The sequence below is a fragment of the Paraburkholderia caballeronis genome, from assembly GCF_900104845.1.
In the GTDB taxonomy this organism is placed as follows: Bacteria; Pseudomonadota; Gammaproteobacteria; order Burkholderiales; family Burkholderiaceae; genus Paraburkholderia; species Paraburkholderia caballeronis.
The window spans coordinates 201,230-216,129 of sequence record NZ_FNSR01000001.1 but is presented as its reverse complement, the minus strand read 5'-3'; the positions used below and the strand labels follow the sequence as shown (position 1 = coordinate 216,129).

General features: G+C 65.5%; 18 protein-coding genes and 1 pseudogene. 6 read left to right on the top strand and 13 right to left on the bottom strand.

Going from position 1 to position 14,900, the window contains the following annotated elements; translation table 11 throughout:
- Positions 1-205 precede the first annotated feature (205 nt).
- The gene (locus BLV92_RS00950; protein ID WP_090546731.1) at positions 206-613 is read left to right on the top strand and encodes a VOC family protein; all 408 of its coding nucleotides are present in this window, start codon (positions 206-208) and stop codon (positions 611-613) included.
- Positions 614-616: 3 nt separating this feature from the next.
- Here the strand turns inward: BLV92_RS00950 and BLV92_RS00945 are convergent, their stop codons facing one another.
- Positions 617-1,171, bottom strand: a complete 555-nt coding sequence (locus BLV92_RS00945) for a YaeQ family protein (RefSeq protein ID WP_090541428.1) — start codon at positions 1,169-1,171, stop codon at positions 617-619.
- Between the two features lie 310 nt (positions 1,172-1,481).
- Positions 1,482-1,820 carry a surface attachment protein Sap1 gene (gene sap1 / locus BLV92_RS00940; protein WP_090541426.1) on the bottom strand — a complete coding sequence of 113 codons (339 nt, stop codon included), beginning with the start codon at positions 1,818-1,820 and terminating at the stop codon, positions 1,482-1,484.
- A gap of 499 nt (positions 1,821-2,319) precedes the next feature.
- Between sap1 and BLV92_RS00935 the strand changes: the two genes are divergently transcribed.
- Positions 2,320-2,946 (top strand): LysE family translocator, encoded by a 627-nt coding sequence (locus BLV92_RS00935; protein ID WP_090541424.1) that lies wholly within the window; start codon positions 2,320-2,322, stop codon positions 2,944-2,946.
- A 25-nt stretch (positions 2,947-2,971) separates the two neighbouring features.
- On the opposite strand, the gene speG is transcribed toward BLV92_RS00935, so the two are convergent.
- A complete protein-coding gene (gene speG, locus BLV92_RS00930; protein WP_090541422.1) occupies positions 2,972-3,523 on the bottom strand; it encodes a spermidine N1-acetyltransferase in 552 nt (183 codons plus the stop codon).
- A gap of 246 nt (positions 3,524-3,769) precedes the next feature.
- Between speG and BLV92_RS31950 the strand changes: the two genes are divergently transcribed.
- On the top strand, positions 3,770-3,931 hold the full coding sequence (locus BLV92_RS31950; RefSeq protein ID WP_166676663.1) for a hypothetical protein: 162 nt from the start codon (positions 3,770-3,772) through the stop codon (positions 3,929-3,931).
- Between the two features lie 208 nt (positions 3,932-4,139).
- Positions 4,140-4,457 carry an ecotin precursor gene (locus BLV92_RS00920; RefSeq protein ID WP_090546730.1) on the top strand — a complete coding sequence of 106 codons (318 nt, stop codon included), beginning with the start codon at positions 4,140-4,142 and terminating at the stop codon, positions 4,455-4,457.
- A gap of 133 nt (positions 4,458-4,590) precedes the next feature.
- Here the strand turns inward: BLV92_RS00920 and BLV92_RS00915 are convergent, their stop codons facing one another.
- From BLV92_RS00915 to mnmE, 6 genes and pseudogenes are all read right to left on the bottom strand, one after another.
- A complete protein-coding gene (locus tag BLV92_RS00915; protein WP_090541418.1) occupies positions 4,591-5,631 on the bottom strand; it encodes a S1C family serine protease in 1,041 nt (346 codons plus the stop codon).
- Positions 5,632-5,928: 297 nt separating this feature from the next.
- On the bottom strand, positions 5,929-6,132 hold the full coding sequence (locus BLV92_RS00910) for a hypothetical protein (protein ID WP_090541416.1): 204 nt from the start codon (positions 6,130-6,132) through the stop codon (positions 5,929-5,931).
- A gap of 323 nt (positions 6,133-6,455) precedes the next feature.
- Positions 6,456-6,632 (bottom strand): annotated as a pseudogene (locus BLV92_RS32445) (Ada metal-binding domain-containing protein); the annotation flags it as partial.
- A 206-nt stretch (positions 6,633-6,838) separates the two neighbouring features.
- Positions 6,839-7,456 carry a LysE family translocator gene (locus BLV92_RS00900; protein ID WP_090541412.1) on the bottom strand — a complete coding sequence of 206 codons (618 nt, stop codon included), beginning with the start codon at positions 7,454-7,456 and terminating at the stop codon, positions 6,839-6,841.
- Entirely contained in the window at positions 7,453-7,713 is a 261-nt protein-coding gene (locus BLV92_RS32845) for an aldehyde dehydrogenase family protein (protein WP_256216024.1), read from the bottom strand. Before BLV92_RS32845 ends, BLV92_RS00900 begins: the two co-directional genes overlap by 4 nt.
- The gene (gene mnmE / locus BLV92_RS00895; RefSeq protein ID WP_090541409.1) at positions 7,710-9,110 is read right to left on the bottom strand and encodes a tRNA uridine-5-carboxymethylaminomethyl(34) synthesis GTPase MnmE; all 1,401 of its coding nucleotides are present in this window, start codon (positions 9,108-9,110) and stop codon (positions 7,710-7,712) included. Before mnmE ends, BLV92_RS32845 begins: the two co-directional genes overlap by 4 nt.
- A gap of 363 nt (positions 9,111-9,473) precedes the next feature.
- Here mnmE and BLV92_RS00890 point away from each other — a divergent pair, with 363 nt between their 5' ends.
- Positions 9,474-9,896: a transcriptional regulator gene (locus BLV92_RS00890; protein ID WP_090541406.1), complete on the top strand. Its 423-nt coding sequence runs from the start codon at positions 9,474-9,476 to the stop codon at positions 9,894-9,896.
- 101 nt (positions 9,897-9,997) lie between these two features.
- Here BLV92_RS00890 and yidC read toward each other — a convergent pair whose 3' ends face one another.
- The 4 genes from yidC to rpmH all read right to left on the bottom strand — a co-directional run bounded on the left by yidC (position 9,998) and on the right by rpmH (position 12,693).
- Positions 9,998-11,659: a membrane protein insertase YidC gene (yidC, locus tag BLV92_RS00885; protein WP_090541403.1), complete on the bottom strand. Its 1,662-nt coding sequence runs from the start codon at positions 11,657-11,659 to the stop codon at positions 9,998-10,000.
- An 8-nt stretch (positions 11,660-11,667) separates the two neighbouring features.
- Positions 11,668-11,919, bottom strand: a complete 252-nt coding sequence (yidD, locus tag BLV92_RS00880) for a membrane protein insertion efficiency factor YidD (protein ID WP_090541401.1) — start codon at positions 11,917-11,919, stop codon at positions 11,668-11,670.
- A gap of 73 nt (positions 11,920-11,992) precedes the next feature.
- Positions 11,993-12,484, bottom strand: a complete 492-nt coding sequence (gene rnpA / locus BLV92_RS00875; protein ID WP_090541398.1) for a ribonuclease P protein component — start codon at positions 12,482-12,484, stop codon at positions 11,993-11,995.
- Positions 12,485-12,558: 74 nt separating this feature from the next.
- The gene (gene rpmH, locus BLV92_RS00870) at positions 12,559-12,693 is read right to left on the bottom strand and encodes a 50S ribosomal protein L34 (protein WP_004198824.1); all 135 of its coding nucleotides are present in this window, start codon (positions 12,691-12,693) and stop codon (positions 12,559-12,561) included.
- A gap of 399 nt (positions 12,694-13,092) precedes the next feature.
- Here rpmH and dnaA point away from each other — a divergent pair, with 399 nt between their 5' ends.
- A complete protein-coding gene (gene dnaA, locus BLV92_RS00865) occupies positions 13,093-14,658 on the top strand; it encodes a chromosomal replication initiator protein DnaA (protein ID WP_090541395.1) in 1,566 nt (521 codons plus the stop codon).
- Positions 14,659-14,900 lie beyond the last annotated feature (242 nt).

The following is a 14,900-nucleotide window of genomic DNA, read 5'->3' as shown; positions in this document are numbered from 1 at the left end:
CGCTGTGTATAGTGGTTCCTGTCTCCTCCATGTCTCCTCCTGATATGGATTAAGCCCGCTCACTGAAGCGGGCTTTTTTTCGTCCAGCGTTTTTGCGCGCTTCCAGCACGGTCGTGCGTCTTTCCCGATTTTCCGCCAGCGTGCGCCGGCCTACACTCGGCATCTGACCATTACCGGCGATTCAGCCGCGAAGGAGCGTTCGATGATGCCGTTCCGGATCCGCGAAATCGACCACGTGGTGATCCGCGCCGCCGACCTGCCGGCGATGGTGCGCTTCTATTGCGATGTGCTGGGCTGCCGCGTCGAGCGCGAGCAGCGCGAACTCGGCCTCGTGCAGTTGCGCGCGGGGCGTTCGCTGATCGACCTGATTGCGGTGGGTGCGCCGATCGACAGGGCCGACAGCGGCCCGGCGGGCGCCGGGCGGAACATGGACCATCTGTGTCTGCGCGTCGAGCCGTTCGACGCCGCCGCGCTGCGCGCGCATCTCGCGGATCGTTGCTCGACGCTGGGCGAAGAAGCACGGCGGTACGGCGCCGAAGGTTACGGCCCGTCGCTGTATCTGTTCGATCCGGAAGGCAACATGATCGAGCTGAAGGGGCCGCCGGACGCGTGACGCTCAGACCTTTTCGGGTGCCTTGAACACGCTCCACTCGACCGCGACCGGCTCCGTGCTTGCATTGCCGATCCACGCGGCGCCGTCCTGGATCGTGCATTGCAGCCGCATCGTGCGCTCCGCGAGCGCGCCGAGCGCGGCGGCGACGTTCTCGCCGAGCGACCAGACGGTCACGTTGCGCAGCCGCTCGACCTTGCTCCGCACCCCCTGCCACCAGATGTCCGACGCGCGGCCGCCGTATGCGATCACGATCACTTCGTTCGAGCGGCCGCTCGCTTTCGCGATGCGCCGCTCGTCGGGCTGGCCGACTTCGATCCACGTTTCGATCGCGCCGGTCAGGTCTTTCGCCCACAGGTCGGGCTCGTCGGTGTCGGACAGCCCCTTGCAGAATTCGAGGCGCTCGCCGGCGAACAGCGCGAACGCGGCGATGCGGACCATCATCCGCTCGTCGGTTTCGGACGGATGGCGTGCGATCGTCAGCGCATGGTCCGCATAGTAGTGCCGGTCCATGTCCGCGATCTGCAGTTCAGCCTTGTATATCGTCGATTTGAGAGCCATCCCGGGTCCGCGCGCAGCAAAGCTGCAAATGATAGCGGAGTTCGCCGCAATTCATGTGCCGTGCGGAGGCCGCGGGCGTTCGCGCCCCGCTGCAACGCCGATGGTCGGCTGCCGCGATGACGGCTGTTTGAGAGGGCGACAGGGGGATGAAGCTGGTTTGGACCGCCAACGAATGGCGCTCGCGTGGGTCGCGCACGCGTGAAGCTGAAGCGCGACGCGCAAACCCGTCCCTGCACGCTCGCGCGGACGGTTTTTACGTCGCATGCCCGCGCGCTTCGCGCCGTCGCCGGACGAAGCGCCGCCGGCGGACCTACTGCTTGATGAAGCGGTCCGACGTCCAGAGGCCTTGCTGGTCGGCGTTTGCTGCGTTCACGAACTCGATGTCGTGGCCTTCGACCCGCACGACCCGGAACGACTGGTTCGCCGGCGTGGACAGGCACTGGAAGCCGGTGAAGTATTCCTGCATCTGCTGCGCTTCGCCGGCTTTTTCGTGCAGGCTGACCGCGTCGAGCTTGTCTTTCGACAGGCAGCCATACGAGCCGGGTTTCAGTTGCACGGTTTGCTGCGGTTTGACCGCGGCGTCCTGCGCATAAGCGGCGGCGCAAACGACACCCGCCAGTGCGACGACAATGCCGGATAGCATTTTCATGTCTGTCTCCTGCGGGTAAATAGTGAGGTTTAGCTATGTATTTAACTTCCATCGCTTACCCGCAAGTTTCAATGTAGAAAAACTGGCTGTTACCGCAAGCAGGACTTGTGTGCGATTGCGGTAGCGGCGAATTGTCGCGGGGTGCTGCGAGCGCTGGCGGCCGGCCGAATGCCACGATCTGTCTCCGTTCTGAGCGGTATTTCTATCCTCTCAGCCTTATCCGGCAAGCCGCGGCGAAAAATCGCCTCATAAAAAGCGGGCCATTTTAAGCAGGCCGCTACATCGCAAAATTAATATTGCGCCGCACATAAAGTAATTTGCGCGGCGGATTAAAGGGCGTTCATTAAAGATGCGGCTGGCGAATAAAAAAGATGCCAGCCCGATTCGAACCCGGCAGGCCGGTGCGTGTGGCGGCGGCACGCGGAATCGCCACCCGCTGCTTGCACGGGCATCGACTTCATGGATAAATCGGCAGATTCGAACCTTTCCGGAGCCCCCGATGACCCTTGCCCACTGGCTGCCGTTCGCGATCGCGTCGGCCATCCTCGTTGCCATTCCCGGCCCGACCGTGCTGCTCGTCGTGTCGTATGCGCTTGGCCACGGCCGCCGCTACGCGCTCGCGACGACGGCCGGCGTCGCGCTCGGCGATTTCACCGCGATGACCGCGTCGATGCTCGGCCTCGGCGTGATTCTCGCGGCGTCCGCGACGCTGTTCGCCGCGCTGAAGTGGGTCGGCGCCGCGTATCTGATCTATCTCGGCATCAAGCTGTGGCGCGCGCCGGTCCAGGCGGCCGAAACGCCGGACACGTCCGAGACGCGCACCAGCCGTATCGTCGCGCACGCATACGCGGTGACCGCGCTGAACCCGAAGAGCATCATCTTCTTCGTCGCGTTCGTGCCGCAGTTCATCGATCCGCATGCGCGCGCGCTGCCGCAGATCGTCGTGTTCGAAACGACGTTCATCGTGTTCGCGGCGCTGAACGCGTTCGCGTATGCGATGCTCGCCGCGGCGGCGCGCAAGGCGGTCCGCAACGCGCGCGTCCAGCGGATCGTGAACCGCACGGGCGGCTCGCTGCTGATCGGCGCCGGCCTGTTTGCGGCGGCGTGGAAGAAGTCGGCCGCGTAAGCGGTCCGCGCGGAGCCGGCGGCGTTCAGGCCGCCGGTCCGTCCGGCTGGCGGCGCGCGAAGAAGTCGCGCTGGAACAGGCACATGCGCAACGCGTTGTGATAGTCGCCGTTGCTGAAAAACTCCTCGATCAGTTCGGCTTCGTGCTGAAAACCGCACTTCTCATAGACATGGATCGCGGCGGTATTCGAGCGGTCGACGATCAGATACAGCTTGCGCAGATTCAGCACCGAGAACGCGTAGTCGATCGCGAGCCGCGTCGCGCTGGTCGCGTAGCCGTGTCCCTGCGCGCCCGGCGCGATGATGATCTGGAATTCGCCGCGACGGTGGATGTAATCGAGTTCGATCAGTTCGACGAGCCCCACCACTTCACCGGTGTTGTCGATCGCGACGAAGCGGCGCTCGCGCTGGTCGTGCACGTGGCGATCGTAAAGCTGCGACAGTTCGGTGAACGTCTCATACGGCTCCTCGAACCAGTAGCGCATGATCTTCGCGTCGTTGTTCAGTTCGTGGACGAACTTCAGATCGTGGCGTTCGAGCGGGCGTAACGTCAGCCGGCTGTCCTGTTCGACGGTCATCGCAAATCCCCTTTTCTTCGTTCGCGCGGCCGGCGCCGGGTCCGGTCCGTCTCCATCATAGGGCAGCGTCCGATTGTGGACGCGGGAGCGTCGGATCGCGCGTGCGCCGCACGGGTACGGTTGATGCTTGGTCAACGGCGCCGGCGAATGTGGGCCAGCCGACGTTAGTGAGTATTCGCGCACGGTGCAATCTGTCGCGTGGCGACTACAATGGATGGACAACCGCTTGACAGCCAGGAGTTTATCGTGATCGAACACGTAATACTGGGCGCGTTTCTGGTGATCCCCCTCGTTCTGGTGGTTTTCCTGTTTTCCGACGAGATCATCGAGGAACACCGGCAGCGTGCACAAGCGGGCGAACATCACATCGACTGGCGTCATCCGCTGCGCAGCTTGATGCATCACTGACGCGATGCGCGTCGCCATGGCGGCGCTGCGCCTGGCGCCGCCAACTGACCCGACCATTCGTTCCAGACCGACGCCGACGCGCAATGGCGCGCCGCGCGCTGTCAGGTCGCGCGTAATTCATCGTTACCTCTTGCAGCATCTATTTCCGCGAATCCGGCCCACAATCTGTCGCATGCGTTTCGGACATTGAGTCCTGGTGGAGAACAACATGCGAAAGATGGCGGCCGTAATGGTGATGGTGGGATGTCTCGGTGTGGCGAGCCAGGCGGACGCCCACGGTCGCGGCGGTGACGTGGTCGGCGCGCTGGTCGGCGGTGCGCTGATCGGCGCGGTGGTCGCGGGCGCGTTGAACAGCGCGCCGGCGGTTGCGTACCAGGCGCCGCCCGTTTATGCCGCGCCGGCTCCGGTCTATGCACAGCAACAGGGCGGATATTGCTACAACCCGTATCAGAACGGCTATGTGCCGTGCGCGCCGGCGCCGGTGCCGCAGTACGGCTACAGATACGGCCAGCCTGCGGGCTGGTGAGATCCGCCGGCTTTGAATCCGGCGGCCTGAAAAGATCGAAGCCGGGCACGCACACGCGTGTCCGGCTTCTTTTTTGGGGCGCGCCCGGATGCCTTGCGGTTCCGGACGCAACCGGTGCGATAACCCCCCCCGCCTAGCCTGCCAGTTCGACCGGCGTGACCCGCAGCACGAGCTTCTGCGTCAAACGCAGCACCGTCACCTCGACGACGCGGTCGATTCGCGATCCGTCGAGCACGCGCTGCAACGTATCGACGCCGTCCACCGCAATTGCGTCGATCGCGACGATCGTGTCGTCGACGCGCAGGCCGCCCTGCGCGGCCGGGCTGCCCTTGACCACTTCCATCACGCGCACGCCGCTCGTCGTCGAAAGCTCGAAATAGCGCTGCGTCTTGCGCGCGACCGGCACCGTCGTACCCGCGACGCCGATATGCGCACGCCGCACGCGGCCATGCGCGAACAACTGCATGATCACCCACTTCGCGGTGTCGATCGCGGTCGCGAAGCAGATTGCCTGCGCGCCAGGAATGATCGCCGTGTTGACGCCGATGACCTGTCCGGCCGAATTGACGAGCGGGCCGCCGGAGTTGCCGGGGTTCAGCGCCGCGTCGGTCTGGATCACGTCGTAGATCATCCGGCCCGACGTCGAACGCAGCGAGCGGCCGAGCGCGGACACGACGCCGGTCGTCACCGTCTGCGCGAGCCCGAGCGGATTGCCGACCGCGATCGCGATCTGCCCGACGCGCAGCTTCGCCGATTCGCCGAGTTCCGCGTGCGGCAGCGGCTCGGCGGAGCCGATCCGCACGACCGCGAGGTCGGTGCTCGGATCGTCGCCGACAATGCTCGCGTCGTAGGTCGAGCCGTCGCCGAGCGTCACGCGCAGCGCGCTCGCGCCGTGCACGACGTGACTGTTCGTCAGCAGATAACCGTCGGGGGTGAACAGGAAACCCGAGCCGGTGCCGCCGCGTGCGCCGCGCGTTGCGGCGTCAGTGGGCGAACCACGATCTACGGAGACGAATGCGACTGCCTGCTGAACGCGTTCGAGCGCGCCGATCACGGTGCGCGAGTACGCGTCGAGCAGGATGTCGTCGTTGCCGCCTGCGAGCGGAGCGGGGCCGGAGTGGTCGCCGGACGGACCGCGCGCGAGGTCGTCGATGAAAGAAGGACGGCTACCCACGATCAGAAACCTCCGAAAAAGAAGGCCAGCAGTTGCGGGGACCAGGCGGGGTTTTTCAAGAGCTGCGCTGGCGGGCCGCCGAGCCGGCTCGCGATCGGGCGGCGGCCAGGGCTTGCCGGCGTGCGGAAGCGGATTTTGCGGGCGTCCCCCAAGGGGGCGAAGAAGGTTCGCGCGGGGCCGATGCGGAGGGGTGAAGCGATTTCAGCAGAGGAACTACGTCGGTGCCTGAGCGGCGCAGCGTTGCGCCGCTAGCGCGGTGCGGACGAAGCGTCGCCCGCACTGCATATGCACAGACAATTACGCCTGGGAATCCGCGCCGTCGGTTGCCTGCGTGTCGTCGTCTTTCTTTTCGAGCGTCTCTTCCAGTTTGCCTGCGCCTTCGAAGCCGGCTACCGCGGCGGCGGCCTTCGCGAGCAGACCCGCATCGGAATCGACTTTTTCAAGCGCCTCGACCGCGGCCACCGCTCCGACGACCTCGCCCACCTTGTCCAGAATTCCCATCGTACGCTCCCGAAAAAATAGCTAAGGGAGACCATCATCCCATGAAGTTCGTGCACTGTGTGCCGGTCTTTTTTTCTTTCGATCTGTAGGCATCGGCGCGCCACGGTGCGGGGAATGGCGTAATGAAAAGACAAGCTACCTTTCCGCGTTGAAGCATTTTCGAAGCACTTATCCGTACTTTCGACGCGCGCCCACACTCCGCCGCGTCACGCCTGCCGCGCCGTCCACAGCCGTATCTTTCCGCTCGCGAGCGCCGTGCCGAACAGCACGATCGCGCAGCCCGCGAGCATCGTCGGCGTGATCGTCTCGCCGAGAAAAACGTGCGTCGCATAGAAGTGGCAGTTGCGCCGCTTCGGCGGCCGCACCGGGCAGACCGGCCGGCAATAGACCCCGGTGGACGACACGCCGACGAAGAACCAGCCGTCGAAGCGGCGGTCTTTTGCGAGTATCGCGGCGTAGCAGGTGTCCGGGTCGATGTTCATGGCGCGACTGTAGCCCATCCGGACCCGGGCTTTTGGCCGCTTTCGGACATGAGTATCGGGATGCGGACGTGGCGCGCGCCGCCGATTGCCGGCTAGCCGACGTGCTCCCGGAAAACGCGTAGCTGCCGCGTTGCACGCGTTTTTGCGCTGCGTTTAACCGCTGGTCGCCGGACCGCGCGGACTTTCACCCGCTGCGAGCCGGGCAAGCGCCCGCCCCGCCCCGCTCAACGAATCATCTGCCTCACGCCGAGCGCGATGATCAACGAGCCGCATACCCGATCGACCCACTTCTTCGCGCGCCGATACGCGGACGAAATCGCCGGATGGGATAGCGCGAGCGCGACGAACCCGTACCAGCCGGCCGCGACGACGCCGACCGTCGCGAACATCGCGGAGAAGGTCCCCGCCGACACGTGCGCGGGCGTCGCCGACGAAAACACCGCGGCGAAGAATGCGATCGACTTCGGGTTCGAGATGTTCGTCGCGACGCCTTGCAGATAGGCGGGACTCAGGCCGCCTTGCCGGTCGGCCGGCGCGCCCGCGCCGGCGACGGTGCGCGACGACAGGATGAGCCGCAGCCCGAACCAGACGAGATAACCGGCGCCGGCGATCTTCACGACCGTGGCGAGCCACGGGAACACCGCGAAGACGATTCCGATGCCGAGGATCGCGCAGCTCGCCCAGAACAGGCTGACCGTCACGATGCCGGCGACGAGCGCGAGCGATTCGGACCGGTTGCCGGACGCCGCCTTGTGCGCGACGGCGACGAAATTCGGCCCGGGGATCACGACGCCGGCGACATAGACGGAAAAGACGGCGGCGACAGCGGACGAGTCGATCATGCGAAGGCCCGGCGGGAGAGGAAGGCGGTCCAGTTTAATCGAACGAGCGGCGAAAAGCCGGCCTGTCCGCTGCGCACCGACAGCCTGCCGGCGCGGATCCGCGACGCGGCGTCGAGATCCCGCTCGCGGTTCGCGGTCCAGATCGATCCGGATAATCCGTACATGCTGTCGTTCGCGATACGGAGTGTGTCGGAGATGTCGTGCGAGCGGCGCTGACGCGGGGGAAACGGGAGGAATCGCGACGGACGCCGCGTCACTTCCCAATACAAAACCGGCTGAAAATCACCCCCAGCAGATCATCCGACGTGAATTCCCCGGTGATCGAATTCAGCTCTTCCTGCGCGAGCCGCAACTCCTCCGCGAACAGATCGAGCGCCTGCGCGTTCTGGTCTGCGTGCGCGGCCGCCTGGTCGAGATGGTCGCGCGCCGCGCGCAGCGCGATCAGATGGCGTTCGCGCGCGAGGTAGACGCTCTGCGCGTCCGCCTGCCAGCCGGCGATCCGCAGCAGTTCCGCGCGCAGCAGCGCGATGCCGTCGCCGCTTTTCGCGGACAGCCGGACTTCGCAGTCCGCCACGCCGTCCGCTTCCGCACCCGCGCAAACCGAAGCCGGCACACCGGCCAGATCGGTCTTGTTGTACACGCGGACCACCGGCACGTTCGCCGGAAAACGCGCGGCGATCGCGCGGTCCTCTTCGGTCACGCCGGCGCGCGCATCGAGCAGATGCAGCACCACGTCCGCCCGGCCGATCTCGCTCCACGTGCGCTCGATGCCGATCTTCTCGACCTCGTCGTCGGTGTCGCGCAGGCCGGCGGTGTCGATCACGTGCAGCGGAATCCCTTCGATCTGGATCGTCTGCGAAATCTTGTCCCGCGTCGTGCCGGCCACCGGCGTCACGATCGCGAGTTCGGCGCCGGCCAGCGCGTTCAGCAGCGACGACTTGCCGACGTTCGGCTGCCCGGCCAGCACGACCGACAGCCCCTCGCGCAGCAGCGCGCCCTGGCGCGCGTCGGCCAGCACGTGCGCGAGCCGCGCGCGGATCGCCGCCAGCTTGCCGCGCGCGTCGGCGGCTTCGAGGAAGTCGATCTCCTCTTCCGGGAAATCGAGCGTCGCTTCGACGAGCATCCGCAGCGTGACGACGTCGTCGACGATCGCGTGGATGTCGCGCGAGAACGCGCCGTCGAGCGAGCGGCCCGCCGAACGCGCGGCGGCCTCGGTGCTCGCCTCGATCAGGTCCGCGACGGCCTCTGCCTGCGCGAGGTCGAGTTTGTCGTTCAGGAACGCGCGCCGCGTGAATTCGCCCGGCTCCGCGAGCCGCAGCCCGAACGCGCGGCCCGCATCGACGCAGCGTTGCAGCACCAGTTGCAGCACGATCGGGCCGCCGTGGCCCTGCAGTTCGACGACGTGCTCGCCGGTGTACGAATGCGGCGCGGGAAAGTACAGCGCGATGCCGCGATCGAGCACGTTGCCTTCGCCGTCGACGAACGGCACGTAGCTCGCATGACGCGGCGCGAGCTGCTGGCCGGTCAGCGCGCGCATCAGCGTCTCGGCGCCGGCCGCGCCGGCGCGGCCGGCCGACACCCGGACGACGCCGATCCCGCCGCGTCCGGGGGCGGTGGCGATGGCGACGATCGGATCGGAGTCGTTGGCGAGCATGGTGGAATCGGGCAGACGGGGAGCGAAATGGCGTTTGCGGATGCGGTGGGCGGCATGCCCGGCTGGCATCGGCGAGTGCCCGGCATTGTAACGCCGTCAACCGGCGCGGGCCTGCCTGTCGGATTGGGACGAAACAGGCGGAGACTTATCCTGAGTTGGATAAGAAAGTTCCCGTCATCGTAGGGCCGGGCTGCGGCACACTGGCGCAGCAAAACGCTTTTCAATACAAGGAATTTCACCGCGTCAAACGGTATAGTCAGGCGTTTCGGGGCGCGCAACACAAGGCTAATTAATTCCTGGATAAGCTAAATATTGCCTGACAGGTTGTCGTCGACGTAGAAGCCGGATTGCACAATCTGGCCCATGCCAACCGTCGAAGAAAAAATCGCCTTTGCCGAACGCCTGAAGTTCGCGATGAAGCGCGCCCCGGAAAAGCTGCGGGGCGGCACGGATCTCGCGATGCACTTCAACCTGCGTCACCGCGACGGCCATCCGGTTTCGCCTCAGACCGCGCACAAGTGGCTGAGCGGCCGCACCATTCCGACGGACGACAAGCTGGCCACCCTCGCCGAATGGTTCAACGTCGACAAGCACTGGCTGCATTACGGACCGTCGCCGGCTGGCACGTCGGTGAGCGTGCCGAAGCCGGTCCCGCGCGACGACCGTTATCCGCCGTCGCAGGAGACGCTCGAACTTGCGTCGAAGATCGAGGCGCTGACGCCGCATCACCGTTACCTCGTGCAGGAATTGATCGAGCAGTTCTACGGCGACTCGAACAAGCGTTGAACCGCCCTGCCCCGTGCTTCCCGCACAAAGCGTCCATGAATGAAAAAAACCGCCCGGTTCGCACCGGGCGGCTTTGCATTCGCGCTTGATGAAGCGGAGCGTCAGTCCTTCTTTTTCTTCTGGCCCATCATCCGCGTGATGTAGTACTGCTGCGCGATCGACAGCACGTTGTTCACCACGTAGTACAGCACGAGGCCGGCCGGGAAGAAGAAGAACATCACCGAGAACGCGATCGGCATGAACATCATCATCTTTGCCTGGACCGGGTCCGGCGGCGTCGGGTTCAGGCGGGTCTGCACGAACATCGACACGGCCATCAGCACCGGCAGGATGAACAGCGGATCCTGCTGCGACAGGTCGTGAATCCACAGGATCCACGGCGCGCCGCGCATCTCGACCGACGACAGCAGCACCCAGTACAGCGAGATGAACACCGGAATCTGGATCACGACCGGCAGACAGCCGCCGAACGGATTCACCTTCTCGGTCTTGTACAGCTCCATCAGCGCCGCGTTCATCTTCTGCGGGTCGCCCTTGAAGCGCTCGCGCAGCGCCTGCATGCGCGGCGTGATCTCCTTCATCCGCGCCATCGACTTGTAGCTGGCCGCGGACAGCGGGAAGAACACCGCCTTGATGAGCAGCGTCAGCAGCACGATCGACCAGCCCCAGTTGCCGACGTAGCTGTGGATCTTTTCGAGCAGCCAGAACAGCGGCTTCGCGATGATCGTCACCCAGCCGTAGTCCTTCACCAGTTCGAGGCCCGGCGCGATGCCTTCGAGCATCCGCTCTTCCTGCGGGCCGGCGAAGAGGCGCGCGGACACGGTCTGCGTCTGTCCCGGCGCGATCGTGCCGAGCGGCTCCTTCAGGCCGACGCGGTACAGGTTCGCATCGAACTTCTCGACGTAGATGTCACGCTTCACGCCCGTCTGCGGAATCCACGCGGTCGCGAAATAATGCTGCACCATCGCGATCCAGCCGCTGTCCGACTGGTTCGTGTAGTCGGCCTTGTTCTTGTCGATGTCGCTGAAGCTGATCTTCTGGAAGTGATGCTCGTTCGAGTACACCGCCGGTCCGATGAACGTGTGCGAGAAACGCGGCGTCTCGACCGGGTTGCTGTCGCGCACGAGTTCCATGTAGACCGTCGGCGACACCGGCTGGGTGCCGACGTTGACGACCTTGGTGTCGACACCGATCACGTAGCTGCCGCGCGTGAACGTGTAGGTCTTCACGACCTTCACGCCGCCGCGCACTGGCGATTCGAGGCTGATCTGGAACGACTGCGCGTCGCCCGTCAGCTCGCGCGGGCCTTCGGCCGGCGTGAACACGTCGTTGTGGTTCGGGAAGTCGCCGCCGAGCAGGCCCGTGCGCGCCAGATACGTGTGATCGTTCGTGCGATCGAACAGCGTGACGTACGTGTCCGGCTTGCCGTCGCTTTCCTTCAGCAGCGACAGCCGTTCGAGCGTGCCGCCGCGCGTGTCGATCACGCCGTCGTAGACGTCGGTGCGGAAATGGACCAGTTGCGCCTGCGCGGCGGCGGGCTGCGCCGCGTTGCCGGGCGCGGCGCCGCCGGCCGGGGCCGGCAGCTGCGAGCCGGCACCGGCCGGCGCGTTCGCGTCAGGCGACGTGCCCGCTGCGTTCTGCGTCTGCTGCGTCGCGCTCGGGAAGAACATCGACGGGCGTCCGTGGTCGCGCTGCCAGTTGTCGAACAGCATGACCGCCGACATGAAAAAGATGACCCATAGGACGGTGCGTTTGATATCCATGCGTTGTCTCAGTGTCGATGGGGTGGCGCTTCAGCGCCTTTCGGAGTTGCGGGCGGGACGAGATCGATGCCGCCCGCGGAAAACGGGTGGCAGCGGCACAGGCGCCGTGCGGCGAGGTAAGTTCCGCGCGCGGCGCCATGATACTGGATTGCCTCGCGCGCGTAATCCGAACAGGAAGGATAAAAACGGCACCGGTTGCCGAGCAGGGGACTCACGGCAAGCTTGTAGAAACGCAGTAGTGCGATCAGTACCGTTTGCATGGCAATGCGGCCTTGCAGCGCCGCTGATGGAACCGGGCGCCGGATTGCGCCGGATGGAACGGCGTGAGCAGACTCATGATCCGGCCGGCGAGCCGGGTTCCGTCGTCGTGTCCGCCGCGCCGGCCGTACCCGTCGTGTCCGTGCTGCCCGACGGCTCCGCTTTCGCGCGCGGGCCGCGTTTCGCGACTTCGCGTTCGGCCTTGTCGAGCAGCATCGCGATCTCGTCGCGGCACAGCGTCTTCAGCGGCAGGGATGAGCCGGACGGCAGCGTCTTGCGGTCGAAGCGCGTATGCAGCCGCAGCAGCAGGTCGAAGCCGTCGAACTGCGCGCGGCGCACGCGAAACGCCTCGCGCGCGATCCGGCGCACCAGGTTGCGTGTGACGGCGCGCGGCGCGTACTTCTTGCCGATCACCAGACCGAGCCGCGCTTCGCCGCCGGTTTCCCGCCCGTACATCACGAAATGCGCGGAGCGGCGCCAGGGGCGCAAACGAAAAACGGATGAGAATTCATCCGTTTTCAGCAGCCTTGCGGCCTTCGGGAAAGCGGCCTGCGTTTGCGGCGACATGACGTCAGGCGATGCAGCCGGCGATCCGGCCGCCACGGCGTCGGTCAAGACGCGCAATCCGCCCGCAACCGTTGTTAGATCGCGAGACGCTTGCGACCCTTCGCACGGCGTGCGTTGATCACTTTGCGGCCACCGGCGGTCTTCATGCGCACGCGGAAACCATGGGTGCGCTTGCGGCGCGTAACGGAAGGTTGGTAAGTACGTTTCATTTTGCTCTCACTTGTTGAGAATATGGACCGCGGCGGGCATCGAGCAACGTTGCAGTGGCCGGTGGTACAGGATTGGTTTTCGCGGAACCCGCTATTTAAGCCGGTTTTTCGTTGGCCGTCAATAGCTTAGAGGGCCGCCGGGCGCTGGGCGATTCTGTCCACAGGCGAGTTCGTGCGCTGATCGGTCCCTGTGGATAACTTACTGGCGGCTTCGATTTGGCGGTAGAATCTCGGTCATCCCAAGAATCCTGTACGCCGCTCCGGCCCGCCCGCTCCGCCGCAAATCCTTGCGCACCGGGCCTCCGGGGCATTTGCCGTCGCCGGCCTCGGGCCTCGTCGCAGCGCGACAGGGGCCGCGCCGCGGCATTCGCGTGCAGACAAAATGAACACAGCTACTCGATGAACGATTTCTGGCAACACTGTTCCGCACTGCTGGAGCGCGAGTTGACGCCCCAGCAGTACGTGACGTGGATTAAACCGTTGGCCCCGGTCGCCTTCGATGCCGCTGCGAACACGCTGCAGATAGCCGCTCCGAACCGTTTCAAGCTCGACTGGGTGAAGAGCCAGTTCTCGGGCCGCATTGCCGATCTGGCACGCGATTTCTGGCAGGCGCCGATCGACGTCCAGTTCGTTCTCGATCCGAAGGCCGGCGCGCGCGCGCCAGCTGCCGTCGCGCCGCGCATGCCGCTCGGCGGCCAGTCCGCGCACGCCGCCGCGGTCGATGCGGCCGTCGGCGCCGTGCAGGCGGCGCAGTCCGCGCATATTGCCCACGCCGCGCCGTCGGCGGCCGCGCACGCGGCGCAGATCGCGCAGCACCTCGGCGAAGACGCCGCCGACCTCGACCTGCCGGGCCTCGACGCGAACGAGGCCGCCGCCGGCCGCCGCACGTGGCGCCCGGGCCAGGGCGCCGCCGCGAACGGCGGCGATTCTGATCCGATGTACGAGCGCTCGAAGCTGAACCCGGTGCTCACGTTCGACAACTTCGTCACCGGCAAGGCGAACCAGCTTGCGCGCGCGGCGGCGATCCAGGTGGCCGACAACCCCGGCATCTCGTACAACCCGCTGTTCTTGTACGGCGGCGTCGGCCTCGGCAAGACCCACCTGATCCACGCGATCGGCAACCAGCTGCTGATGGACAAGCCCGGCGCGCGAATCCGCTACATCCACGCGGAACAATACGTGTCCGACGTCGTGAAGGCGTATCAGCGCAAGGCGTTCGACGACTTCAAGCGCTACTACCACTCGCTCGACCTGCTGCTGATCGACGACATCCAGTTCTTCTCGGGCAAGTCGCGCACGCAGGAGGAGTTCTTCTACGCGTTCGAGGCGCTCGTCGCGAACAAGGCGCAGGTCATCATCACCAGCGACACGTATCCGAAGGAAATCTCCGGCATCGACGACCGGCTGATCTCGCGTTTCGACTCCGGCCTGACCGTCGCGATCGAGCCGCCGGAGCTGGAGATGCGCGTCGCGATCCTGATGCGCAAGGCGCAGTCCGAAGGCGTGAGCCTGAACGAGGACGTCGCGTTTTTCGTCGCGAAGCATCTGCGCTCGAACGTGCGCGAACTCGAAGGCGCGCTGCGCAAGATCCTCGCGTACTCGAAGTTCCACGGCCGCGAGATTTCGATCGAACTGACGAAGGAGGCGCTGAAGGATCTGCTGACCGTGCAGAACCGGCAGATCTCCGTCGAGAACATCCAGAAGACGGTCGCCGATTTTTACAGCATCAAGGTCGCCGACATGTATTCGAAGAAGCGTCCGGCGAACATCGCGCGGCCGCGCCAGATCGCGATGTATCTCGCGAAGGAACTGACGCAGAAGAGCCTGCCGGAAATCGGCGAGCTATTCGGCGGGCGCGATCACACGACGGTGCTGCACGCGGTGCGCAAGATCGCGGACGAGCGCGGCAAGGATGCGCAGCTCAATCACGAACTGCACGTGCTCGAACAGACGTTGAAGGGCTGACCCGAAACGGCATTGCTGCGCATGTCGCGCGTCGCGACGCAACGTTGTTGCGGCGGCGGCCCAAACAGGGACAGGAAGCTGCACGCCGGCAGGCGGCGCGCTCTGTTTATTTCGCAGCGAGTCCCCAATTTAGGGAAGCGGTCCGTTTTAAGGCACAATATGGGTTTAACCGCCCGGCGGTCCGGGGCGGGATTCCACGCCGCGGCCACCCGCAGCAGGGCGGCGCCGGGGGCGCGCGGCGG

Excerpts from the sequence above, each read along its gene's own strand:
- mnmE (WP_090541409.1), bottom strand. The coding sequence starts at position 9,110 with ATGCTCGCCAACGACTCCGATCCGATCGTCGCCATCGCCACCGCCCCC.
- speG (WP_090541422.1), bottom strand. The coding sequence starts at position 3,523 with ATGACCGTCGAACAGGACAGCCGGCTGACGTTACGCCCGCTCGAACGC.
- BLV92_RS00935 (WP_090541424.1), top strand. The coding sequence starts at position 2,320 with ATGACCCTTGCCCACTGGCTGCCGTTCGCGATCGCGTCGGCCATCCTC.
- yidC (WP_090541403.1), bottom strand. The coding sequence starts at position 11,659 with ATGGATATCAAACGCACCGTCCTATGGGTCATCTTTTTCATGTCGGCG.
- BLV92_RS00900 (WP_090541412.1), bottom strand. The coding sequence starts at position 7,456 with ATGATCGACTCGTCCGCTGTCGCCGCCGTCTTTTCCGTCTATGTCGCC.
- BLV92_RS00890 (WP_090541406.1), top strand. The coding sequence starts at position 9,474 with ATGCCAACCGTCGAAGAAAAAATCGCCTTTGCCGAACGCCTGAAGTTC.
- BLV92_RS00920 (WP_090546730.1), top strand. The coding sequence starts at position 4,140 with ATGCGAAAGATGGCGGCCGTAATGGTGATGGTGGGATGTCTCGGTGTG.
- rpmH (WP_004198824.1), bottom strand. The coding sequence starts at position 12,693 with ATGAAACGTACTTACCAACCTTCCGTTACGCGCCGCAAGCGCACCCAT.
- rnpA (WP_090541398.1), bottom strand. The coding sequence starts at position 12,484 with ATGTCGCCGCAAACGCAGGCCGCTTTCCCGAAGGCCGCAAGGCTGCTG.
- yidD (WP_090541401.1), bottom strand. The coding sequence starts at position 11,919 with ATGCAAACGGTACTGATCGCACTACTGCGTTTCTACAAGCTTGCCGTG.
- BLV92_RS00910 (WP_090541416.1), bottom strand. The coding sequence starts at position 6,132 with ATGGGAATTCTGGACAAGGTGGGCGAGGTCGTCGGAGCGGTGGCCGCG.
- BLV92_RS00945 (WP_090541428.1), bottom strand. The coding sequence starts at position 1,171 with ATGGCTCTCAAATCGACGATATACAAGGCTGAACTGCAGATCGCGGAC.
- dnaA (WP_090541395.1), top strand. The coding sequence starts at position 13,093 with ATGAACGATTTCTGGCAACACTGTTCCGCACTGCTGGAGCGCGAGTTG.
- BLV92_RS00950 (WP_090546731.1), top strand. The coding sequence starts at position 206 with ATGCCGTTCCGGATCCGCGAAATCGACCACGTGGTGATCCGCGCCGCC.
- sap1 (WP_090541426.1), bottom strand. The coding sequence starts at position 1,820 with ATGAAAATGCTATCCGGCATTGTCGTCGCACTGGCGGGTGTCGTTTGC.